The following is a 20,844-nucleotide window of genomic DNA, read 5'->3' as shown; positions in this document are numbered from 1 at the left end:
TACGGCCGATCGGCGGATGCTCTGGCTTCCCGGCGGCGAGCAGGTGACCGCGAGCGCATGGAGCAGCTGTGGTGGGGGACGTGTCGAGCAGGCCGGACGTCGAGGCGGCCGAGCGTGCGTCCTGGTGGACCACGGGCCAGATCGCCACGGCGATCGGGGTGTCCCCGGTCGTGCTGCGGGCGTGGGACAGCCGGTACGGCCTGGGCCCTGCCCGGCGTGGTCCCGGCGGGCAGCGGCTGTACGGCCCGCGCGAACTGCAGCGCCTGCGCCGGATGAGCAGCCTGATCGACCAGGGCATCCGGGCCAGGGAGGCAGCCGGCCTGGTGTTGGCCGAGGCGGTCACGCCCGCAGGGTCGCTCAGTCGGGTCGAACAGCTCGACCAGGCCGCGGCCGAGGTCGACCTGCCCGCGCTGGCCGACCTGCTCGACGAGCTGCTCTTCAGCCACGGCACGATCGTCGCCTGGACCGACGTGCTCGCGCCGGTGCTGCACCGCCAGGGCCGGCGCTGGCAACAGGGAGAAAACGCTTTCGAGGCGGAGTGGGCCTTCTCCGTCGCCATCACCGCGGCGCTCGACCGGCACCAGCCCCCGCTGCCCCGGCGGTCCGAGGGCGCGCCGGTGCTGCTGGCCTGCTGCGGTTCCGAGCGGCACGTGCTGCCGTTCCGGATCCTCGTCGCCGTGCTGCGGGAGGCCGGGATCCCGGTGGTCTTCCTCGGCGAGATGGTGCCGGGCGAGGTGGTCGCGCGGACCGCCGCCCGTCTCCGGCCCGCCCTGGTGCTGCTGTGGTCGATGACGCCGTACACCGCCGACGTCCCGCTGCTGAGCGAGCTGACCCGCCGCGAGTTCGTGGTCCGTGCGGCGGGCCCGGGCTGGTACTCGGCCGGGGGCCGGGTCGGCCCGGTGGTCAACGGCCTGCACGTCGCGCTGCAGCTGGCCGCTGGACGCACCGGCCGAAGCTGGCCGTAGCCGGTCTGGCATGTGATTCGCGTCACAAAAAGGTGGGTAAAACCGTGCCACTCGAGCGTTCGCCGTGTCCAACGGGGATGGGATGCCGTATCGGTTGAAACCGACATGACCGGGTAACCGGTCGTCCGGGGCGGCTGCCGACAGCGAGAAGTCCCCGGTGGTGTGGGAACGTGGTGTTGATGGACGTCGACGCGATGCGCCGTAGTGACGAATCTCGGCCCGAGGGATCGTGGAATCCCGGCAGGGTGGCCGAGATCCTCGGCGTGTCTCCGGTGACCCTGCGGACCTGGGCCGCGCGCTACGGGGTCGGGCCGTCGCTGCACGGCGATCGCCGCCACCGCCGGTACTCCGACGCCGACGTTCGCCGCCTGCAGCACATGCAACGGCTCATCGAGCGCGGGATGCGGGCCCGGGAGGCCGCGGCCGCAGCGTTCTCCGGTCTCGACGAGGTGCCGCCCGAGGTGCCGGTCGGCCGCCGCGTCGACGAGCTCGTCCGCGCGGCGGAGGCCCTCGAGTTCGGCGCCATGGCCGTGCTGCTCGACGAGACGCTCGACGCGCTCGGCCCGGCCGAGACGTGGGTCGAGGTGGTCGTCCCGGTGCTGCGCGACCTCGGTGGCCGCTGGCTGCGGGGCAACGTCTGCTTCGAGTCCGAATGGGCGTTCACCGCCGAGGTTTCCCTTGCGCTGCAGCGCTACGGCGGCAAGTTCCCGACGGTGTCGCCCGGCCGGGTGGTCCTGCTGTCCTGTTGCCCGGAGGAGCGGCACACCCTGCCGATGGAGGTGCTGCGCGCGGCGATGGCCGAAGTGGGGATCCCGGCGATCTTCCTCGGTCAGATGGTGCCGGCGGAGACGACGGTCGGGATGGCGGGCAAGCTCGATCCCGCTCTGGTCGTGCTGTGGTCGATGTCCGCCAACACCGTCGACGACCTGCTGTGCCAGCGGCTGCAGCGGCACGGGTTCGAAGTCGCGATGGCCGGACCGGGCTGGGAAAGCCTGGAGATCCGCGAGTTCTCGTGGGTCAACGACCTGGCCGACGCGCTCGAGCTGGCCGCGGAGCGGATCAAGGCCTGACGTCGCGGCCGAACCGTTGCAAAATCGCTCCACATGCCAGAGGATGGCGGTGCATCCGGCCGGACCGGCCGGTGTCCTCAGGCGGGAGCGTGTCCGGTGGATCTCAGGCGGCAGGTGCTCGAACGCTGGCCGGAGCGCTGGCCGGTGCAGCTCTTCGGCGAACCGGCGTGGGCACGCCAGGCGCCGACCTACCGCGACTGCAGTCCCGCGCTCATCGAAGCCGCGGTCAAGCGGGCCGACGCCCGGCCGGCCGGCAACTGGTTCGTCTTGGCCGCCGGCAGCGACATCCGGGCCGACCGGCCGTTCGGCCGCACCGTGGGCGGCCGGGAGCTGGTGGCGTGGCGCTCCGCCGACGGCGAGCTCGTCGTCGGCTCCGGCGTGTGCCCGCACCTCGGCGCACCGCTGGCCGAGGCTCGGGTGCACTGCGGCGAACTGGTCTGCCGGTGGCACGGGCTGCGCGTCGGGCCCGCCCGGCCGGGCTGGTCCGCACTGCCGGTGCACTTCGACGGCGTGCTCGTCTGGGTGCGCCTGGACGACGTAGGGGGCGAGCAGCCCACCGACCGGCCGGTCGTGCCGGAGCGCCCGGCCGGTGTCGCGGTCGACGCGGTCGCGACGCTGACCGGGATCTGCGAGCCGGTGGACGTCGTCGCCAACCGCCTCGACCCCTGGCACGGCGCCTGGTTCCACCCTTACTCGTTCACCCGGCTGCGGGTTCTCTCGGCGCCGCAAGGTATCGACGTCGCGGAGGCGGACGACAAGTTCGTCGTCGAGGTGACCTTCCGGCTGGCCGGCAAGCTGGGCGTGCCGGTGGTCGCCGAGTTCGCCTGCCCGGAGCCGCGCACGGTCGTGATGACCATCGTCGAGGGCGAAGGGGTGGGCAGTGTGGTGGAGACGCACGCGACTCCGCTGGGGCCCGGTCCCGACGGCAGGCCGCGGACCGCGGTGATCGAGGCGACGATCGCGACCTCCGAACGCCCGGGCTTCGCCCATGCGGCTCGCCTCGCGCCCGCGCTGCGACCGCTGATGCGGCGCGCCGCGGCCCGCCTGTGGCGCGACGATCTCGCCTACGCCGAGCGCCGCTTCGCGCTGCGCTCGGCTCATCGCTGACGCACGGGCGTGGCGCGCGCGTCACCGGCCGGTGCGGGGAAGCGGCGCCGGGCGCGGTGAGCCGCACGCAACGCCCGCGCCGCGACGGCGAGCTTCCGGGTCCGGGGCACGCGCGCGCGGCGGGCGAAGACGTCGAGGTCGGCTTTCTCGATGCGGTCGAGGATTTCCGAGTACAGCCGGAAGGCCGTCGCGACGCAGGGCCGGGAAACCGGGTGCAGCATCGCGATGCCCGGCTCGGCTTCGCGGTAGATCCGGCGCGTGGTCGCGATCTGGTCGGCGATGGCCCGCCGCACCCGTGGCTCGGTGCGGCGGTGCTCGGTGCACCAGGTCAGCAGCTCACGGTCGACACCGAAGGTGGCCAGTTCGTCGGCGGGCAGGTAGATCCGTCCTCGCTGGATGTCTTCGGCGATGTCGCGCAGGAAGTTGGTCAGCTGGAAGGCTTTTCCGAGCGCCGCGGCACGGGGTGCCGCCTCCGCCCGCGGGGCGACGGTGCCCAGCACCGGAAGCACCTGCAGCCCGATCACTTCGGCCGAGCCGTGCACGTAGCCGTCGAGCGCGGCGCGGTCGGCGTATTCGGAGACGACCAGGTCCATCCTCATCGACGTCGTGAACGCCTCGAAGCACCGGGTCTCGATCCGGTACCGGGTGGCGGTGTCGACGAGCGCGCACAGCAGCGGATCTTCGCTGGTCCCCGTGCGAAGTCCCCGCTGGCCGGCACCGTGCAGGCCGCCGTGGCCGCACCGGCGGGTGGTCCCACTTACGAAGACTGCGCGACCTACCTGTGCACCGTCGACTACGACAACCCGGTGGTCAAGCCGAACGTCGTGAACTACAGCATCCACCACGGCGGCGGTTCGCAGACGTCAGGAACGCTCACCTACACCGAGTCGCAGGGCTACCAGGTGAGCATCAACGGCAAAGTCGGCGCCTCCGGTGACGTCAACGGCGCAAAGATCAGCGCCGAGATCGGTGGCTCGATCACCAGCACCTACACCGTCGGCTGGACCTGCTCCGGCACGCTGAAGAGCGGCTCGAAAGGCCGGCTGGACGTCTACCCGCAGATGGATGAATACCACTTTCCGATGATCCTTCACGGCCCGGATGGCGAGGACTACAACGTCTCACCGGACTACCTGATCGTACAGAAACCGGTCGGGATCCACTGCTCGTTCACGCCCAGGTCTGCGTTCCGCGACGCTCCCGACAGCGGCAAGCCTCCGAAGAACTGAATGCGCTGAGCCGTGGGGTGAGCGCTTTCGCGTCTCACCCCACGGGAAGGAGTGTCTGATGAGCTCTCTGCCGGGAATCCGGACATTCGTCTCCGGTCTCGTTGCCGCGGCGGCTCTGGCGGTTGTGTCGGTCGCCGGCGATCTCGTACCGGCCGCGGCTCCTGCGACCGGCAGCTCGGTTGCCGGAGAGGCCGCATCCGTTCAGCTGCCCGCGCTGGATCCCGCGGCGGTCCCGCTGAGAGCCGGCGAGACTGTGGCTCGGATCCGTCCCAGGACCGACGGTTGGGACGTCCTGCTCAGCAACCACAACGGTACCGGCGCGCTGGTGAGCCTCGACCTCGATCGGCGCCCCGGCAGCCGTCACGATCTCGGACATGTGCCTATCCCGGCCTCACCCGCCGAGACCGCCGAAGCGGCCGCGCTGCTGGTGAGCGATCCCGCCACTGCTTCCTACCTGCGAACGCAACTGTCGGCGCTGGGGTTGCCCGTTGAGCTGACCGGCTTGACGGTGATCGCCACCGCGTTCACCCCCGAGAACGCGCCCGCGGCCCGCAACGGCGGCGACCTCGCCCGCTGCCGGGTCGCCCGCTGCCTGCGATTGAGCGCCCACACCGCAGCCGGTATCTGGCTGAACGCGCGCATGATCGTCGCGGACTTGACCGATTACAAGATGCTGAAGGTGGTGATGTGACCATGGGTCGATTCCGGCGTACGCGATCTGCAGTCGTCTCTGCCGCAGCGGCCGGCGTGGTGTGCCTGCTGGCCACCACTGCCACGGCCGTTCCCCGCTTCGTGACCGCGTTGTCCGCCTCGGGCCAGGCCTGTGGCAGCGACCAGCACCTGTCCCGCACTTTTCCCACCGGCACCGGGTGGGACTTGTGCTGGAGCACCGGTCAGGAAGGGCTCATCCTTCGCCAGGTGCAGTTTACCGGCCGGGACGGGGCCCGGCACCTGGTCCTGAACCAGGTGGCGCTGGCCGAGATGGTGGTGTCCTACGACGACGGATCCTCCTTCGACCTCGACGTCGCCGGTTACGGTTTCGACCATCTCCTCCCGCAGCGCCGGGAGGACTGCCCGTCCGGAGATGTTCTGACCGCCGGCACCGGTCCTGGAATCCTATGCCTGGCGACGGCAACGCGCGCTCCCGCCCTGCGCACCGACGAGGTCTCGGCGTCCGGACAAGACCTGCAGCTGTCGGTCGTTTCCGAGGCAGCCTGGTACAAGTACGTGTCCCGTTACACCCCGTCCGACGACGGCACCATCCGGCTGGAGATCGGCGACACCGGGACGCTCAGCCCGTACCTCTCCGACGACACGTCCACAGGCTGGCGCATCGGCGCAGACCCGCATCAGGTGGCGACCGCCCACACCCACGCCGCTTACTGGCGGCTGGACTTCAACGTCGACGGCCGTCCCGATCGCCAAGCAGCGCAACAGGTCGAGCAGATCGACTCACCCGATGCCGGGACGAGCGTCCGGCCACTGGCGATCACGCCGATCACCGGCGAGACCGCGGCTCGGGCCGCCAATTCGCGGATGTGGGCGGTGACCGCCATCGGTGAGACATCGGCCAACGGGCAGCACCCGTCGTGGCAGCTGCGGCTCGACGGTCTCGACCACTACACCGGCCCCGCGGAGAGCCAGGCATACACCGCGGATGACGTCTACTTCACCGAACTTCACGACTGCGAACGATTCATCGATGCCAATTACGCCAACGACTGCGCCCGGAGCCTCGACACCTACCTCAACGCGGAGCACCTGACCCACCCGGTGGTCTGGGCCAGGGTCGACTTCCACCACCTCCCGCGACAGGAGGACACGCCCGTGATGTCCACGCACTGGCAAGGCTTTTCGATCGCGCCGCGCGACGTCTTCACTGCCAACCCCATCACCCCGCGCCACCACTGAGCCGCCGCGGAAAAGCTAGAGCGGCTCACGAGTGGTCCGGGGCGGCCAGGTGCCGGGCTGAAGGATTCCGTGTGCGTAGGCGCGAGCGACCAGCCCGCCGGTCCGTATGTCGGGGCCGAGCCCCAGCCGGCGGCGCAGCTTGTCCAGGTGGTGCTGGACGCCGGCCCGGCTCAGGTGCAAGTTCCGCTCGACCTCGGACAGCGTGCCACCGGCGGCAAGCGTGGTGAGGATGGTGTGCTCTTCGCGGCCGAGCCGCTCGTCGTCCAGTTGCGGCAAGTGCTCCTCGCCGCCTCGCCGATCAGGATCTGCGTCGGCGTCGCCAATCGGGGCCGCCACGCTGTAGACGTACTTCGGGGAGCCGTCGGGGTGGGTGATCAGAGCCTGCGTCGCGATCGTGGGGACGATGTGCCCGTTGCCGTGGCGTAAGGTCGCCCGGGAGCGGTAGACGCGCAACTCGCCCGTGACGAGCCGGCGCCAGCGGTCGGTGTCCTTGTCCCGGGTGCTCTGGGTGATCAGCGCCTTGATCGGCATGCCCTGGAGAACCGACAACGGACGGCCGACGAGCTGGGTGTAGGCGACGTTGGCGTTGATCACGTAGCCGTCCAGATCGAAGACCACGATGGGGAGACCTGCGTACTCGAACAGTTGCCGGTAGCGCGCCTCTGCGTCCTGAGCTCGTGCGCGAGTCTCGTGCAACTCGGTGATGTCGATGAACACCCCACCCAACCCGGTGGTGCCGTCGGGCAGGGCGAGGACGAACCGGAACCCGAGGTCGACGCCTGTGGTGCCGTCACCACGCTGATATCGCTGCACGTCGCGCAGCGGCTTTCCGGAGGTGAGGACTTGCTGGTCCAGGCGGGTGGCGTAGTCGGCCTGCTCACGGCTTGTCAGGTCATAGATGGTCGAGCCGAGAAAGCTGTGCGGGTCGGTGTGGTAGGTGTGATGGTAGGCGGGGTTTGCCCACACATAGCGTCCGTCGGCGGATTTCACCACGGCCGCTGCGGGAGAGTGCCGCATGAACTCGGTGAAGCGAGCCTCGGCCGCGCCGGCTTGCTGCCGAGCGCGGTGTTCATCGCTGACATCGACCAACATGGTCCCGATCAGCGTGCGGCCATCGTGATCGGTGAAGGAAAACCTGCTGCCGCGCAGCCGGGTCGGGTCCCGCGGATCGAGCGGCCAGGCGAAGTCGACCGCCATGGGCCGGCCGCCGGCGGCCAGCATCGTTTCGTCCTGGGCGCGATTCTCGGCACCGAATTCGGCCCCGAACAGCTCGGCGGGGGTTCGTCCGACGATGTCCTCCAACGGCAAGCCGTAGCGTTCGGCGACCATGCGGGAGACCCAGACGAACTGCTGGTCGCGGTCCTTGATCGTGGCCAGGACCGAGGTCTGGTTGATGAACAGTTCGAAACGTTCCTGGGCCCGGACTTGTGCGGACACGTCGAGGAACAAGCAGCCCACGCCGGGCTCACCGGACGGGCCGGTAACCGGGAAGCGGACTCCGCTGCCGTAACCGGTCCAGCCATCACCTTGGCGGTAGCGAACCATGGTCACAATGGGCACCCGCTGCGCGATCGCGGCGTCTTCTTCGCTGCGGATACGGTCGCGATCGGCCTCGTCCATTTCGAGGTCGGCGTCGGACAACCCGACCAGCGCATCCGGAGCGGTGGCGAGGCGATCGGCAAAACCCGCCGAGACGTGAACGAACAGCCGCTGCTCGTTTTTGACGACGAAGGACATTTCGCCGAGCGCCGCGGCCCAGCTCCGTCCCCACCAGACCGTCGCGTTCTCGTCATCGGTTTCCCGGATTGCGGGAGCCAATGGGGCGGTTGATTTTGGCGTGTCGGTCACCAGGCGGCACCTCCAGCTAGGAGACGGACGGGTTCGCTTGAGAGGAGCGCAGCACGTCCCAAGTGGTCACGCAGCACATTCGAACCCGACATATGTCTGGTTATCGGCGGATCCACCTCTCGGCTTGATCACTTGGTTCAGCAGCGTCGGCGAGAGCTGGGTCGCCGGAGCGGATTGCGTCTCTGACAGGCCGCGTACGTCGGCCATACAGTGGCTGTTCGGCTTGTAAGTTCGTGCGTTCGTGGTCGTGGACGATTGATCGGGCGAGACCCGGGCGAAGATCAGGTCGTGAGCTCGTTTCCGCAGGTGCCAGCAGGCGTGGCCCGGCGTCCGCCGAGCACTCCTGTCGAGCAGGCCGCGTGGGGCCCACGCCGATGCGGGAGGGAAACGGCCATGGTCACCGACGAGTGCTGCGACCGCCTGCCCCGGCCGGTCCGGCCCGGCATTCGCGGGCCGGGTGCGCTCATCTTGGTACGCCGGGGCTGCGGATTCGACCGGGGTGTCGGCCTGGCCGGCCGTGCTGGAGCGACGCGAACAACGGATCTGCGGCGGCAGCCGCCAGGTCGGCTGCGAGCGCACGGCTGACGAAACCGGTCGCTCTCGGCACCGTGCAGCGGAGTGTGTGCGGCGTAGACGTCATCGCGAGCCCGGGAACGGCTGTGCCGCGGTGCGCTGGTGAACGGCGGAGAACCGGCCCGCGACCTCGTGGATGCCTAAGCGGCTGACGACGGGTGTCACGTCCGGAAGTCCCCGGCGCCGGGCCTGAGGCGGATCGCCCATGACGTCGACCGCGGCGATGCCGAAGACTTCCCTGCGGCTGGGACAAGCGTAGAGGTGCGGGTTCGGCGCGGGGAGCCGGTGGGTGAGGCGGACCAGGCGAGTCGACCGGCCGCCGCAGCACCACGTGCCCCGAGCCACCGGCGCCCAGCGGCGTGATCCGGTCGCGGAGCTGGTCGCGGCCGAGGAGTGTCACTGTGACTGTCCGGGCGATTCCCGCGTGCCGGGGCAGAGCCGTTCCCAGGTGTCGCAAGAGGACGGTGAGCTAGCCGCTTGCCCCGGTGCCGGATTGGTCGAACGAGCCCAGCAGCATCGACTGCGCGACGGTCAGCCCGGTCTGCTCCGGCGGCGGGCAAGTCCACAACGGACCATTCGGCGTGATTTCGTCCCTCCCGGCAGGCAAACCGCAGTCAAGGCGTGCTCGTCAGGCCCCCCTCGTGTGCCAAGGTCAACTCGCCAGCCGCCTCTGGCTGCCCGCCACGCGCGTCGACCCGCGTCGGCGAAGAGGTCCACGGCGATCGAGGTGGCCGGCTCTGTGGACAGGCCACTGCTGGTCACCGGAATGGCCTCGAGCGCATCGGCCGCGCAACCGCGCACGCGTTCACGGCGCGCCCGCGAAGCGCTGGTTCGGGCTGCACAGCGCGATCCGGCGGGTTCGCGGGGACACGGCCACGTTCGTCGGTGGTCCCTGCGCGATGCTGCAGTCCCGGCACCCGCCGGCGATGGCGGCGGTGGCCGCGCATTCCGGTTGTCGCGGCCACCCGAAGGGGCGGCCGTAGAGCACCAGCACCTTTCTCGCCGTGACGACCTTCGGCGCGGCCGAGGACGCCCAACGCGCGGTCGGGACCGTGCGCTATGTCCATCGGCGGGTGCAGGGAGTGTCCCCGGATGGGCGTGCCCACCGGGCTTGCGATCCCATCAGCTCTTATGGACGCACATCGCCGAAGTAGACAGCTTCCTGCGCGCCCATCAGCTGCAAGGGGCCGCGGTCCCTCGACGAGGCGTGGCGTGACCGGTACGTCGCCGAGACGGCCGTGATCGCCCGCGAGTTCGGCGCCCTCGACCCGCCGGTGGCCCGAGCCGGGCTCCACGACGCGCCGGCCTGAGCTGCACCGCACCCCGGATGCCCGGCAGGCCGCTCGCTTCCTGCTGTTCGCCCGCTGATTTCGTGGCCGGCGAGGCTTCCCTACGCAGCGCTGGGGGTCTCGGCGGTGGCGATACTCCCGGATTGCACGCGACTGCACCTGCGCCTGCCGTGGCTGCCGGTGGCCGAAGCGACAGTCGTCCGGCTTGCCGGGCACAGCCTGGTGAAGGTCGTCTGCTGGGCGATCACCGCGGCCTGAGCGCGGCCGGAATCGCGGCTGTCCGCCAGGCCCGGCCCACGACGGCGATCAGGAAAGGGCTTCGTCGGCGGGAGCCGGTGTCGTTCCTCGGCGGGTCATGCCCGCCATGACCGAGCCCATGATCCGGACCCGGGTCCGGCGGGGGAGCGGGATCATCACGTCCTTCAGCCCTCGGCTGAGCAGGCCGGGCAGCGCGGTCGGTCGGCGGCCCAGAGCGCGCAGGATGCCGTGGGCGACGGTCTCGGGTGCGAGCGCGATGCCCATCGTCATGCCGGCGTGCTCGGCGAACTCGCTGTGTGTCGGGCCTGGGGCGGCGGCCAGCACATCGACGCCATGGGAGCGCAGTTCGACGTGCAGCGCTTCGGCGAGGGTCTGCACGTAGGCTTTCGTGGCCGCATAGTGGGCTGCGTTGGGCATGCCCTGAAAGCCGACGATCGAGCTCATCAGGATCATCCCGCCTCGGCTCCGTTCGGTCATGCGCTGTCCGAACGCGAGGCTGGTGGTCAGGACGGATTCGCAGTTGAGGCGCAGCATGTGCTGCTCCTGCTCGAGGTCGGCGTCCAGGAAGAGGCCGGACGTGCCGACTCCGGCGGCGGCGACGTAGAGGCCGATGTCGGTTCCGGCCGTCTTCGCGATCAGCTCGTCGGCCCCGGTCGCGGTGGCCAGGTCGACGGGCAGGACCCGGACGTCGATGCCGTGTGCGGCCGTGAATCCAGCGGCGAGTTCGTCCAGTGCGGGCGCTCGGCGGGCGGCGAGGACCAGGTCGAACCCGGCGGCGGCGAGCTCGGTGGCGATGGCGCGCCCGATGCCCGATGACGCGCCGGTGACCAGGGCGCGGGGCCCGTAGCGGTGGTGGAGCCGGTCGCGGTGGTTCATGCGGGCACCTCGGCGGGAGTGGTGGCGGGTACGTCCGGGACGGTCGGGTTCATGCGGTGTGCGGCGGACTGGCCGCGGGTGGCGATGGGGACGTGCCGGGTGGCGCGGGCCAGGCCGATGACCGGCATGTCGACGTAGACGGCTTCGCAGCCGTGGTCGCCGATGACGAAGGATTCGTGGTAGACGCCGGCGGCGTCGCTGTGGCGTACGGCGCGGTTGTAGGCGCGCCAGGCGGGCAGGTGCGGTGCGTCGGCCGCGCGGGCCCAGGCGGTGAGGGAGGCGAAGTCTTTCCAGTACTGCACGACCAGGAATGTCCGTCCGGATCGGAAGACCTCGAAGCTGAGCAGCCCGAGTTCGGGGTGGGCGGACAGTTCGCGCAGCATCCGGGGCATGGCCAGCAGGACGGGCAGCCAGGTGTGCGGGGAGCGCAGCCGGTTGATCCGCATGCCGATGTGGAACAGGACCAGGCCGTTGTGGTGTTCGGGGTCCGGATGGGCGGTGAAGCGCCCGCGCTTGATGTCAGTCATGGCCGGGTCCTTCCGCAGTTGTGGGCATGGTGGTGTCGCGGGCCCGGACACGTCCCAGGGCGAGACCGCACGCGGCGGCCGCGAGGCCGGCGGCGGCCATGACCCACCAGGCGCGGTGGAACGACGCGAGCGCCGCGGCCGAGGCCGGGGTGAGGACGGCGAGCAGGACGGCGATGCCGAGGACGGCGCCGATCTGCCGGAAGCTCGCGGTGATCGCGCTGCCGGTGGCCAGCCGTTGCCGGGGCAGCTCGGCGACCGCGGCGGAGCCGAAGGAGGAGATCGACAGCCCGATCCCGGCGCCGGTGGCCAGGATTCCGGGCAGGAAGTGGCCTGCGTAGTCGGAGGTCGCCGTGGCCGTGGTCGCGAGGAACGCGGTGCCGCCGGCGAAGAGCAGCCCGCCGGGCACGGCGACCACTCGCTGCCCGAACCGGTCGGCCAGGCGTCCGCCGACGGGAGCGACCAGTGCGGCGGTGACCGCGCCGGGGGTCAGGGCCGCGCCGGCCAGGCCGATGTCGTAGTGCCAGATCCCGGTGAGGAACAGGACGTTGCCCAGCAGCAGGGCGTAGAAGCCCAGCGCGAAGACGACGGTGCCGAGGTTCGCCACCGCGAAGGACCGGATCCGGAACATGCCGAGCTCGATGATCGGTGCCGGATGCCGGCGACATCGCCGGACGAACAGCCCCAGCAGGACAGCGGAGGCAGCGAAGGTCGCGAGGGTCCGGATGTCGCTCCAGCGCCAGGCCGGTCCTTGCACGAGTGCCAGTGCCAGCGCGCTGGCGTCCGAGGCCAGCAACACCGCGCCCCACCAGTCCGGCGAACGCGCGGACCGTCCTTCGCGGGTCTCGGCCAGCAGCCGCCGTGCCGGGGCGAGCGCGGCGATGCCGATCGGGACGTTGACGAAGAAGACCAGCCGCCAGTCCGCCCAGGCGACCAGCGCGCCGCCGAGCGCGGGTCCCGTCGCGGCCGCCACGGCTCCCATCGCGCCCCAGATCGCGGTCGCGGTGGCGCGCTGGGAGAGCGGGAATTCCGGGACCAGCAGCGCGAGCGAGGTCGGCACGACCGCGGCGGCGCCGACGGCCTGGACCACCCGCGCGGCGATCAGCACCCCGGGGGCGGGCGCGAGCCCGCACACGGCCGAGGCGAGGACGAAGACCACGATCCCGCCCAGGAACAGCAGTCGCCGCCCGACCCGGTCGGCGAGCCGCCCGGCCGGGACGAGGGTGGCCGCGAACACGACACCGTAGCCGTTGATGACCCACGACAGCAGCGGGACGGAGGAGCCGGCGAAGTCGGCGCGCAGGCTCGGGAAGGCGATGTTGACGATGGTGACGTCGAGGAAGCTCATGAAGACCGCGACCGCGGTCACGGCCAGGACCAGCCAGCGTCGCCGGTCGGCTCCCGCGGAATCGGGGGCGGCGGGCGGTGGCCGCCGCGAAGTGGGTTGCATCACGCGACTGACTGTAGACGACTCAGTCGCGTCACGCGACTTATACTTTCGGACATGTTGGGACGTGACTACGCCGACCAGACCTGCTCGATCTCCCGTGCGCTGGAAGTGGTGGGAGAGCGCTGGACCCTGCTGGTGCTCCGCGACGTACAGCTGGGTCTGCACCGGTTCGACGAGCTGATCGAGAGCCTGGGGGTCACGCGCACCGTGCTCAGCCAGCGTCTGCGTCACCTGGTCGACGAAGGAGTCCTCGAACGGTCCGCCTATCAACAGCGGCCGGAACGCTTCGCCTATCACCTCACCGACAAGGGCCAGGCTCTGGCGCCGGTGATCGCTCACCTGCTGTGGTGGGGTGACGCCTACTACCCCGAACCCGCCGGCCCGCCCCGCCTGCTGCGCCACCACGGCTGCGGAGGCCCGGTCGAAGCGCACTTCACCTGCGGCAAATGCGGATCCGACCTGAGTGCCAACGACGTCGACTCCGAACCCGGACCGGGGGCGCCCGGGCGCCCCCGGTCCGGATGAGCGCAGGTCGAGCCGGCCGGACCCCGCCAGAAGCCATGTATACGTCATATTCCGCCGCGGCGGTGTGGAGCGGTGCGAACAGCCGGAGCGAAGATGTGCGTCGGCGTCGCCAATTGCCCTCCTGGGGCAGGGGAAGCTGTCAACGGTCTTCTTGATCTGGCTCTGGCTCAAAGTCCGTGACGGGCAGCCCGGTGACTGGCGGGTCGGTGGTGTAGTCGATCATGTTGGTGGTGCGACGATCACGGTCTGAAGACGTTGTTTCCTCACCTCGCTCCGTTAACCATCGATCAGGTTGTTCGGCGAGTAGTACGGCTCGAACTGCATGCGCGCGTCCTTCATACCGACGCTGCCTGTTCCGGGTGCGGTGTCCGATCCGGCCAGGTGCAGAGCCGCTTCCAGCGTTGCCTCGCTGACCCGGCGGTCGGTGGGCAGGAGACCGTGATCCGGCTGCTGGTGCGGCGGTTCTTCTGCGACGAAACCAACTGCGCGAAGCGGACCTTTTGCCGAGCAGGTCGCGGGCGTCACCGTCGCACACGCCCGTAGGAGCCCGTTGCTGCGCAGGATGCTGGAGAAGATCGCGCTGGCGCTGGGCGGCAGGGCCGGTCATCGGCTGACCCGGCAGCTGGCAACCGAGGTATTCCGCTCGACTCTGCTGCGGCTGATCAGGGCACTTCCGTTGCCCGAACCCGGCAACCCGTCCGTCGTCGGCGTCGACGACTTCGCGTTCCGCCGCGGCCACTACTACGGCACGATCCTGATCGACATGGGTACCCACCGGCCGATCGACGTGCCACCCGACCGGCTCAGCGACACGTTCGCCGCCTGGTTGCGGGCCCATCCTGGCGCCGCAGTGATCGGCCGTGGCCGCGCCGGCAGCTACGCCGAAGGCGCCCGGCTCGGCGGACCCGACGCCATCCGGATTGCCGACCGGTTCCACCTGCGCTACAACCTCACCGACGTCGTCGACAAGGTCGCGCGCGTCCACCGCAAGTGCCCGCGTGACCGGCCCGCCGCCGAGGCCGTGACCCAGCCCGAACCGCCGAGCCTGGAGCCAGCCGAGGGTCGGCGGACCGCCGACTCGCCAGCGACACACAGAAGTTCATGCTTTGTTGGATAAAGGCATCGGAATCACAGCCATCAGCAAGGCGCTCAACCGGGACGACAAGACCGTGCGACGCTACGCGCGGACAGAGACCGCCGACGAAATGCTGACGCAGGTGGCCAGGCGCGGAAGGGACCTCGACGCGCATAGCGGATTCCTGATCCGGCGCTGGCAGGGCGGCTGCACCAACGCCGCCTAGCTCACCCAGGAACTGCGGGCCGGCTGCTGCCGTGGCAGCGAACGAACGGTTCGTCGATTCATCCAGACCTGGCGCGACAGCGTCACGCCACCGTCGCCACGACCACACCGAAACCACGGCAGGTCACCGGCTGGATCATCCGCCCCGCGGCCGATCGCGCCGCCCAGGAACAAGTCGATCTCGCGCGAATCCCGGAACGCGGCCCATCCTGCGCGCGGTCGACCAACCCGTCGCCGACTTCGGCGGGATGATACGCGACCTCCACGGCCAGCACCTGGACACGTGGATCACCAAAGCCCGCAACAGCGGCATCGCTCAACTGCAGGGTATCGCTGCTGGGCTGCTCGAGGACTACGACGCCGTCCGCAACGGACTGACCCTCGCCTACAGCAGCGGCGCTGTCGAAGGCGCCGTCTGCAAGATCAAAACCATCAAGCGGTAAATGTTCGGCCGCGCCGGCTTCGACCTCACTCCGGCGCCGCATCCTCCTCGGAAACTGAGCCCTGTCAAGGACTTTGAGCCAGTGCCCTTGATCTCCAGATGGGCGGACTTGGGTTCTCCGGGCTGGCGGATATTGTTTCTCCGGATGGGCGGACATCGCTTCCCGCCACGTCACGACCTGATCCGATGAGGTGAGCCGCCAGGGGTGCGTGCAGTTGGACCGCGAGCGTCGTGTGGCTCGCGGCCTGGAAAAGGTCGTTTGGTACTTGAAACGGTAGCCACCCACGTGGCGGGTGACCTCGAGCTCCGACCTTGCGACGGTCACCCGCCGGGTCTAGACGCCGATGGTCCGCGGCGGTTCCGGCGGCGGAGGCTGGACGATGAGCGGGTCCGCCACGATGTCGGTCGCGGCCGGCAGGGCGCCGCGGCTGTCGGCGGGCTTGCTCATTCGAACGATGACACCGGACGATGGCGGCCAGGGAGCTGACCACGTAGACGTTGCCCTCGACGGGTTCCGTCACGTGGCCAGCCTGCGTCGGCTGCGGACCTCCCCGGTGCTCTCGATCTCCAGGATCGAGTATTACCTCCGGCGCTCCTGGGCTGGCTGGTTGAAGGTCACCATTCGCAGTGTAGGTGGGTGTCGTGGCCTGCGTCGCCAGGGCCGAGGACGAGGCTGGCGCCGTTGTTCCGGCAGCTTTGCATGACCTGCTGGTAATAGGGGTTGGACGCGTCCACGTAGGTCCCGTTTATGGCCGCGATGTCGAAGGCGACACCGTCGTAGTGGCGGGAGCCGGCGGTGTGAGAGCCGCCGGCGATCTCGTTGATGGTCAGCCGATAGGCGGAGCCCACGTAATACATGCCGGTGAGCATCGATTCGGACAGGCACACCGAACCACCCGGGGCGGTGCCGTAATTGCTGCGCTGGGCCGGTAGGCCGGACGCCGCCTGGTTGATGTTGTCGTTGGCGGTCGCGCTGTCGGCAACACCACTTTCGTGGTAGCCCCAGAAGGCCGTTCGTCCCTGGTTGATGATCGACAATGCGGTACCCGACGCACACTGTCCCGCGGCGGCCGTCCCCGCCAGCACGGTCGTCTGCACTCCGGCGACGCATGCCGCGATCGCGGCGCCACTCAGCAGTGCAGCTGTCACACGCGAAACCTTTGACACGACATATCCTCCTGTATTTCCCAGTTGGTCAACCGGCACGCCTACTACGGCACCGGATGCTGAAGACTCAGCAGTTGTCATTCGCTTACCAGCGGTCGGCAGCGCCACTCACCGACCGCAGATGGCGGTCAATGTCGCGGTCACGTCGTAGGAGCCGTACGTCGCCGGCACGACGGTGAACGCCGTGGATTTCTCGGTGCACGTGGCGCCGTTCGTGCTGGCGTACCAGTTCAGGTTGGCGTTGGCCGCCTAATAGGCACGCTGCTCGGCACTCGGGACGTCGCTCGAGTCACCCGCTGAGGAGCTGCCCACGAACACCTGATCGACGACTGCGGGCGCAATAGGCGTCGCGGCCGCTGTCGTGGCGGTGCCGACTAAGCAGACGGCGGCCAAACCGGCAACTACGACAGTGGAAAAGTTCTGCACGGTGCTCGGCCTCTCGCAGTGGTCGAAGTTCCTCAGGCTGAGATGGTCAGGTAGACGTCCTGGCTGTAGGTCGTGATGCCCTGCATGTGGTTGATCGAGGAGCGGAAGTAGCCCGAGGGCACCGGGCTGCCGTAGGCGTACTGGTAGTAGCCGTTTCCCGGGCTGTGGCTGGTCGTGACGTTGACCCACGGGTCCCAGGTGTTCGCGCGGTATTCGATGACGAAGCTGCTCTGGACGCCGCAGGTGGTCTCCCCGTAGGCGCGGGCCGTGCCCGGACCGAAAGGCTGCGGCGGGTTTGCTTCGGAGTAGCAGCCGATGATCACGTCGGCGTTCGCGGGTACCGCGGCGACGGAGGCGCCGGCGAGGGCGCTGAGTGCTGCGGTGGCGATGATCGCTGTTCTGGCGAAAGTCTTCACGGAAACTCCTCAAACTCGGCCGCGGTCAGGCGACGAGATAGACGTCCGGGCTGTAGGTGGTCGCGGCGCCGCTGTGGTTGATCGACGAGCGGTAGTAGCCGGTGCGCGCCGGAGTTGAGTAGGCGAAGAGGCCACCCGCGCCGTTGGGCACAAGACTGGTCGTCACGTTTTGCCACTCCGCGTTCACGGTGGACCGGTATTCGATGACGAATGTGTACTGCACGCCGCAGGTGCTCTGTCCGCTTGATCGGACTGTGCTGGCGTTGAACAAGTAAGGCGTGTCGGACTGGGAGTAACAGTTGGCGGTCGCCGGGTTCATGTCCGTGACCCCGGCCGTAGTGGCCGTACTCAGCACGGCCAGAGCCGCGATCGCGGCAGAGACTCTCATCGAAATCCCCTCAGAGCGATGGGTGGTGAATGACGTGGGTCGGTCAGTGCTTCCCTCACAATCACCCCACGCCGTCAAGCGCTTTCGATTCTCGGTGGTCGATGTCGCGTACCGGAACGCCCCAGGTGGGACAACGCGCGGTCTACGTTGTCCCACCTGGGGTCTTTCAACCAAGATCGCGCCGGGCCCGTCAACGACTTAGGATGATCCGAGGAAGAGCGCAACCGTCACAGGCGGAGGTGGACCAGTGGGAATCCTCGCAGCTCTGGGCACGACGCTTCTCGTCGACTGCGACCAAGTCCTCAGCCGGTGCGAGGACCACGTTCCCGTCCTCGTGGGCATCCCGGGCCGTGACCGGGAGCGCGGATTGCGCGCGATCGTCTTCGGCCTGGACGAAGTACTCGCCGGCACACGATCGGGCAACGGGCATGGGGCCGACGCGGACTTCTGGCCCGGATACTTCTCCGACGCCGGCCAACGCGGTGTTCCCCTGTCAGTACAGCAGCGAGTACTGGATTTCTGCGTTACCCGCGTCCTTCGCTCTGCCTGGGCCCGGGCCGCCGACGACGACGCTGTGGAACTGATGGCCCTGACCTCGTTCGCCGAGATCCACCAGCGTCAGGTCCGCAGGTACGCCGCCGAGTCCTACCACCGGCTTTACGCGAATACCGGCGAGCACGAGCGAGCACGGCGCTTGCTCGCCGACGAACTGCTCACCGGAGCTCGATCGGACGACAAGCGCCCCTGGCTGGTCGCAGTCGCGCCGAAAGGACTTCCGGGGCCGTCGGACTTGCCGACAACCAGCCGTCCGGAAGGGAGCGTGCTGCTGGCCCTGGCCGAGCCCTCCCGTGTCTCCGCCGAAGAGACGGTCCGCGAGTGCCTCGGCGCTGTCACCGCAGGAGGCTGCTGGGCAGCCACCGCGGCTGACATACCCGCGGCCTTCGACGAGGCAGTCCGCGCCGCCCGTGCCGCCGCCGTCGTCCCCTCTGCAGCATCCCTGCTGCTCCCTTCCGACCTCATCCTGGAGCGCCATCTCCTCACTGATCCGACCTTCGCGACTGCCTTGAGCACCCCCTGGGCCGCCATTGCCCCTAACCCTGACCTCGAAGCCACGCTGCGCGCTTTGATTACTCACAACCTCGACCGGACAGCGACGGCTGCCGCGCTCCACATCAACCGCCGAACGCTGACGCACCGCCTCAACCGGATCGCCACGCTGACGGGCTACGACCCGCGCACCGCCCGCGGGCTGCAGGTTCTGGCCAATGCGTTGTCCGCCCAGGGACTCAGGTTCGACCATCCGGAGAACCGGTAGCCCGGGATCGCGGTCGCGCCAGTCTCAGATGTAAGTCGGCATTCGGAGCGAGGCCGAGAACTGCCTCTTCATCAGGCGGAACCACCACTGAACTTGGTTCTTCCGTGTGCCACGCGTAGTTTCGTGGTCACGGGCGCGAGTAGCCGCACATGACGCGATGAAACGACGCCCGTGAGCATCACTTGCCCTGGCAGTCAGCAGTCGGTCGGCGAGCCTGCCTTCGAAGGCGCGGTTGACGGCTTTCTTGGCCGGCGTTGTCGCGGTACCCCTGCCCGAGGTCCTGCACCTGACGACCAGGTCAGCAGTCCTTAGCGGACGTCCGAGACCCCATCGTCGCCTTGCACGCCGGCGGCGGCAGCCCACGCGGTGAGCCAGGGCTTCCCGAGCGCAGATCACCGGGATGGCGGACAGGGTCGAGTCCATGAGTGTCGGCACAGTGTCAGATGCGTAGCGTCGTCATCTGTTGCAGAAAGTGATTGCGGAGTGACTTCAGGAGCGCCGACAAGAGGGCCGGGAGCTAGGCTGATGGCGCTAAGCGAAATTCCCCAGAGATGATTGATCAACTTCCCCAGGTGGTTGGTGGATTCTAGCTGGTGTCAGCGTCGGAGTGGGATCACTCCGTCCGAGGCGGCGACGGGCATGCTCGGGCGTGCGGCTTCGGGCGTGGTGAGCAGCGCGACGATGGTGACCGGGCCGCCGCAGTGCGGGCAGTCGCGTTGAGCCGCGGTGAGCGGGACCGGCGCAGCCGGTCCGGGCGGCGGCGCCGCAGGCGCTGACGCCGGCTTGCTCGAGCCGGTGGAGGTGACTTGGTCGGTAGCGCGTTGTCCGGCGGCGGCGCGTTTGCAGAGCGGTGAGCAGTAGAGCCGATTCCTGGCTTGGCGACCGGTAGCGATGAACGGCTCGGAGCAGACCCGGCAGATCTTGGCGATGGTCTGGGTGCAGGTGTCAGGAGACATGAGCGTTCATCGCCTGGCGCAGCTTGTCCGATGTGGACTGATGCGACCGCAACCGGTAGGAGGGGCCGTCGATGCCGACGACGGTGGCCCGGTGCAGTAGCCTGTCGAGCATGGCTGCAGCGACCGTCGCGTCACCGAAAGCCGTTGCCCAGTCAGCGATCCCGACATTTGTCGTCAAGATTGTGCTGGACTTGAGGTAACGCTGGTTGATCACCTGGAACAGCGCCGAGGCGCCGTCACCGGGCAGCGGCAGATAGCCCAGCTCGTCGATCACGAGCAGCTTCGGTCCGGCGAAGAACCGCATGCATGTCGACCAGCGGCCCTCGACCGCGGCCTTGTGGCACTTGGCCGCGAGATCGGCGGCCGTGGTGAAGTAGACCCGGTTCCCGGCCTCGGCCGCGCCGCGGGCCAGCGCAGTGGCGAGCATCGTCTTGCCGACCCCTGGCGGCCCGACGAGCAACACGTTCGACGCATCATCGAGGAACCGCAGCATGGCCAGGTCACGGATCAGCTTCTCGTCGACTCCGGGCTGGGCAGCGAAGTCGAAGTCCGCCAGCGTCCAGGGATCCGGGAGGCAGGCGAACCGCAACCGGCCCGCGAGCCGGCGTTCCTCGGTGGCGTTGACCTCGATCTCCAGCAGCCGCTCGAGTGCGGCGGTCATGGACAGGTTCTCCGCGCGGGCTTGATCGAGCACTCTCGGCAGCGCGTCGGCGGCGGTGTCGAGCTTGAGATAGGACAGGTGGCCGCGCAGTTGCTGGTAGCGGCGGGCCTCGCTCATCTGTGGCCCTGAAAGCGTTCCGGTCACGTGA

At 69.2% G+C, this 20,844-nt stretch carries 21 protein-coding genes and 2 pseudogenes; 14 read left to right on the top strand and 9 right to left on the bottom strand.

Features of this window, described 5'->3' with window-relative positions; genetic code table 11:
- Window positions 1–68: 68 nt before the first annotated feature.
- The 3 genes from ACWEN0_RS43440 to ACWEN0_RS43430 all read left to right on the top strand — a co-directional run bounded on the left by ACWEN0_RS43440 (window position 69) and on the right by ACWEN0_RS43430 (window position 3,142).
- A complete protein-coding gene (locus tag ACWEN0_RS43440) occupies window positions 69–965 on the top strand; it encodes a MerR family transcriptional regulator (protein WP_451986807.1) in 897 nt (298 codons plus the stop codon).
- Between the two features lie 179 nt (window positions 966–1,144).
- The gene (locus ACWEN0_RS43435; protein ID WP_451986805.1) at window positions 1,145–2,035 is read left to right on the top strand and encodes a MerR family transcriptional regulator; all 891 of its coding nucleotides are present in this window, start codon (window positions 1,145–1,147) and stop codon (window positions 2,033–2,035) included.
- A gap of 96 nt (window positions 2,036–2,131) precedes the next feature.
- Complete coding sequence (locus ACWEN0_RS43430; RefSeq protein ID WP_451986803.1) at window positions 2,132–3,142, top strand: DUF5914 domain-containing protein; 1,011 nt, start codon at window positions 2,132–2,134, stop codon at window positions 3,140–3,142.
- On the opposite strand, the pseudogene ACWEN0_RS43425 reads toward ACWEN0_RS43430, so the two are convergent.
- A pseudogene (locus ACWEN0_RS43425) lies at window positions 3,133–3,843 on the bottom strand (phytoene/squalene synthase family protein); the annotation flags it as partial. The gene ACWEN0_RS43430 and the pseudogene ACWEN0_RS43425 overlap by 10 nt on opposite strands.
- Window positions 3,844–3,873: 30 nt before the next feature.
- Between ACWEN0_RS43425 and ACWEN0_RS43420 the strand changes: the two are divergent.
- From ACWEN0_RS43420 to ACWEN0_RS43410, 3 genes are read left to right on the top strand one after another with little or no spacing between them, the layout of a single operon-like run.
- Window positions 3,874–4,371: a hypothetical protein gene (locus ACWEN0_RS43420; protein WP_451986901.1), complete on the top strand. Its 498-nt coding sequence runs from the start codon at window positions 3,874–3,876 to the stop codon at window positions 4,369–4,371.
- Between the two features lie 58 nt (window positions 4,372–4,429).
- On the top strand, window positions 4,430–5,062 hold the full coding sequence (locus tag ACWEN0_RS43415) for a hypothetical protein (protein WP_451986801.1): 633 nt from the start codon (window positions 4,430–4,432) through the stop codon (window positions 5,060–5,062).
- 2 nt (window positions 5,063–5,064) lie between these two features.
- The gene (locus ACWEN0_RS43410) at window positions 5,065–6,282 is read left to right on the top strand and encodes a copper amine oxidase (RefSeq protein WP_451986895.1); all 1,218 of its coding nucleotides are present in this window, start codon (window positions 5,065–5,067) and stop codon (window positions 6,280–6,282) included.
- A 15-nt stretch (window positions 6,283–6,297) separates the two neighbouring features.
- On the opposite strand, the gene ACWEN0_RS43405 is transcribed toward ACWEN0_RS43410, so the two are convergent.
- Window positions 6,298–8,130 carry a PAS domain-containing protein gene (locus tag ACWEN0_RS43405; protein ID WP_451986799.1) on the bottom strand — a complete coding sequence of 611 codons (1,833 nt, stop codon included), beginning with the start codon at window positions 8,128–8,130 and terminating at the stop codon, window positions 6,298–6,300.
- 1,571 nt (window positions 8,131–9,701) lie between these two features.
- Here ACWEN0_RS43405 and ACWEN0_RS43400 point away from each other — a divergent pair.
- Together ACWEN0_RS43400 and ACWEN0_RS43395 are read left to right on the top strand one after the other, a co-directional pair.
- Window positions 9,702–9,857, top strand: a pseudogene (locus ACWEN0_RS43400) (oxygenase MpaB family protein); the annotation flags it as partial.
- Window positions 9,858–10,118: 261 nt separating this feature from the next.
- On the top strand, window positions 10,119–10,250 hold the full coding sequence (locus ACWEN0_RS43395) for a hypothetical protein (RefSeq protein WP_451986797.1): 132 nt from the start codon (window positions 10,119–10,121) through the stop codon (window positions 10,248–10,250).
- Between the two features lie 48 nt (window positions 10,251–10,298).
- Here the strand turns inward: ACWEN0_RS43395 and ACWEN0_RS43390 are convergent, their stop codons facing one another.
- Genes ACWEN0_RS43390 through ACWEN0_RS43380 form a run of 3 tightly spaced genes read right to left on the bottom strand, consistent with a single transcriptional unit; the run spans window position 10,299 to window position 13,100 of the window.
- Entirely contained in the window at window positions 10,299–11,126 is an 828-nt protein-coding gene (locus ACWEN0_RS43390; protein WP_451986795.1) for an SDR family NAD(P)-dependent oxidoreductase, read from the bottom strand.
- A complete protein-coding gene (locus ACWEN0_RS43385; protein ID WP_451986793.1) occupies window positions 11,123–11,653 on the bottom strand; it encodes a DUF4188 domain-containing protein in 531 nt (176 codons plus the stop codon). The genes ACWEN0_RS43390 and ACWEN0_RS43385 overlap by 4 nt, the downstream gene beginning before the upstream one ends.
- Window positions 11,646–13,100 (bottom strand): MFS transporter, encoded by a 1,455-nt coding sequence (locus ACWEN0_RS43380; RefSeq protein ID WP_451986893.1) that lies wholly within the window; start codon window positions 13,098–13,100, stop codon window positions 11,646–11,648. Before ACWEN0_RS43380 ends, ACWEN0_RS43385 begins: the two co-directional genes overlap by 8 nt.
- A gap of 54 nt (window positions 13,101–13,154) precedes the next feature.
- Between ACWEN0_RS43380 and ACWEN0_RS43375 the strand changes: the two genes are divergently transcribed.
- The 5 genes from ACWEN0_RS43375 (at window position 13,155) to ACWEN0_RS43355 (ending at window position 15,368) form a co-directional block, all read left to right on the top strand.
- On the top strand, window positions 13,155–13,625 hold the full coding sequence (locus ACWEN0_RS43375) for a winged helix-turn-helix transcriptional regulator (RefSeq protein ID WP_451986791.1): 471 nt from the start codon (window positions 13,155–13,157) through the stop codon (window positions 13,623–13,625).
- A 381-nt stretch (window positions 13,626–14,006) separates the two neighbouring features.
- Window positions 14,007–14,168 (top strand): hypothetical protein, encoded by a 162-nt coding sequence (locus ACWEN0_RS43370; RefSeq protein ID WP_451986789.1) that lies wholly within the window; start codon window positions 14,007–14,009, stop codon window positions 14,166–14,168.
- A gap of 19 nt (window positions 14,169–14,187) precedes the next feature.
- Window positions 14,188–14,742, top strand: coding sequence for an ISL3 family transposase (locus ACWEN0_RS43365; protein WP_451986787.1), 555 nt, complete (start codon window positions 14,188–14,190; stop codon window positions 14,740–14,742).
- Window positions 14,735–14,926, top strand: coding sequence for a hypothetical protein (locus ACWEN0_RS43360; RefSeq protein ID WP_451986785.1), 192 nt, complete (start codon window positions 14,735–14,737; stop codon window positions 14,924–14,926). Before ACWEN0_RS43365 ends, ACWEN0_RS43360 begins: the two co-directional genes overlap by 8 nt.
- A gap of 247 nt (window positions 14,927–15,173) precedes the next feature.
- Window positions 15,174–15,368 carry a transposase gene (locus ACWEN0_RS43355; RefSeq protein ID WP_451986891.1) on the top strand — a complete coding sequence of 65 codons (195 nt, stop codon included), beginning with the start codon at window positions 15,174–15,176 and terminating at the stop codon, window positions 15,366–15,368.
- 614 nt (window positions 15,369–15,982) lie between these two features.
- On the opposite strand, the gene ACWEN0_RS43350 is transcribed toward ACWEN0_RS43355, so the two are convergent.
- From ACWEN0_RS43350 to ACWEN0_RS43340, 3 genes are all read right to left on the bottom strand, one after another.
- Window positions 15,983–16,516, bottom strand: a complete 534-nt coding sequence (locus tag ACWEN0_RS43350) for a hypothetical protein (RefSeq protein ID WP_451986783.1) — start codon at window positions 16,514–16,516, stop codon at window positions 15,983–15,985.
- Between the two features lie 476 nt (window positions 16,517–16,992).
- Window positions 16,993–17,376 (bottom strand): hypothetical protein, encoded by a 384-nt coding sequence (locus ACWEN0_RS43345; RefSeq protein ID WP_451986781.1) that lies wholly within the window; start codon window positions 17,374–17,376, stop codon window positions 16,993–16,995.
- A gap of 25 nt (window positions 17,377–17,401) precedes the next feature.
- A complete protein-coding gene (locus tag ACWEN0_RS43340) occupies window positions 17,402–17,764 on the bottom strand; it encodes a hypothetical protein (RefSeq protein WP_451986779.1) in 363 nt (120 codons plus the stop codon).
- Between the two features lie 247 nt (window positions 17,765–18,011).
- Here ACWEN0_RS43340 and ACWEN0_RS43335 point away from each other — a divergent pair, with 247 nt between their 5' ends.
- Window positions 18,012–19,079 carry a helix-turn-helix domain-containing protein gene (locus ACWEN0_RS43335; protein WP_451986777.1) on the top strand — a complete coding sequence of 356 codons (1,068 nt, stop codon included), beginning with the start codon at window positions 18,012–18,014 and terminating at the stop codon, window positions 19,077–19,079.
- Between the two features lie 945 nt (window positions 19,080–20,024).
- On the opposite strand, the gene istB is transcribed toward ACWEN0_RS43335, so the two are convergent.
- On the bottom strand, window positions 20,025–20,840 hold the full coding sequence (gene istB, locus ACWEN0_RS43330) for an IS21-like element helper ATPase IstB (RefSeq protein ID WP_451986775.1): 816 nt from the start codon (window positions 20,838–20,840) through the stop codon (window positions 20,025–20,027).
- Between the last annotated feature and the right edge of the window lie 4 nt (window positions 20,841–20,844).

The organism is Amycolatopsis sp. NPDC004378 (genome assembly GCF_053602455.1).
Note: the sequence above shows the minus strand (reverse complement) of the source record. Positions and strands in the feature narration are given on the sequence as shown.

Coding starts and splice junctions, on each gene's coding strand:
- ACWEN0_RS43380 (WP_451986893.1), bottom strand. CDS start 13,100: ATGCAACCCACTTCGCGGCGGCCACCGCCCGCCGCCCCCGATTCCGCG.
- ACWEN0_RS43435 (WP_451986805.1), top strand. CDS start 1,145: ATGGACGTCGACGCGATGCGCCGTAGTGACGAATCTCGGCCCGAGGGA.
- ACWEN0_RS43385 (WP_451986793.1), bottom strand. CDS start 11,653: ATGACTGACATCAAGCGCGGGCGCTTCACCGCCCATCCGGACCCCGAA.
- ACWEN0_RS43365 (WP_451986787.1), top strand. CDS start 14,188: ATGCTGGAGAAGATCGCGCTGGCGCTGGGCGGCAGGGCCGGTCATCGG.
- ACWEN0_RS43390 (WP_451986795.1), bottom strand. CDS start 11,126: ATGAACCACCGCGACCGGCTCCACCACCGCTACGGGCCCCGCGCCCTG.
- ACWEN0_RS43340 (WP_451986779.1), bottom strand. CDS start 17,764: ATGAGAGTCTCTGCCGCGATCGCGGCTCTGGCCGTGCTGAGTACGGCC.
- ACWEN0_RS43410 (WP_451986895.1), top strand. CDS start 5,065: ATGGGTCGATTCCGGCGTACGCGATCTGCAGTCGTCTCTGCCGCAGCG.
- ACWEN0_RS43415 (WP_451986801.1), top strand. CDS start 4,430: ATGAGCTCTCTGCCGGGAATCCGGACATTCGTCTCCGGTCTCGTTGCC.
- ACWEN0_RS43355 (WP_451986891.1), top strand. CDS start 15,174: ATGATACGCGACCTCCACGGCCAGCACCTGGACACGTGGATCACCAAA.
- ACWEN0_RS43375 (WP_451986791.1), top strand. CDS start 13,155: ATGTTGGGACGTGACTACGCCGACCAGACCTGCTCGATCTCCCGTGCG.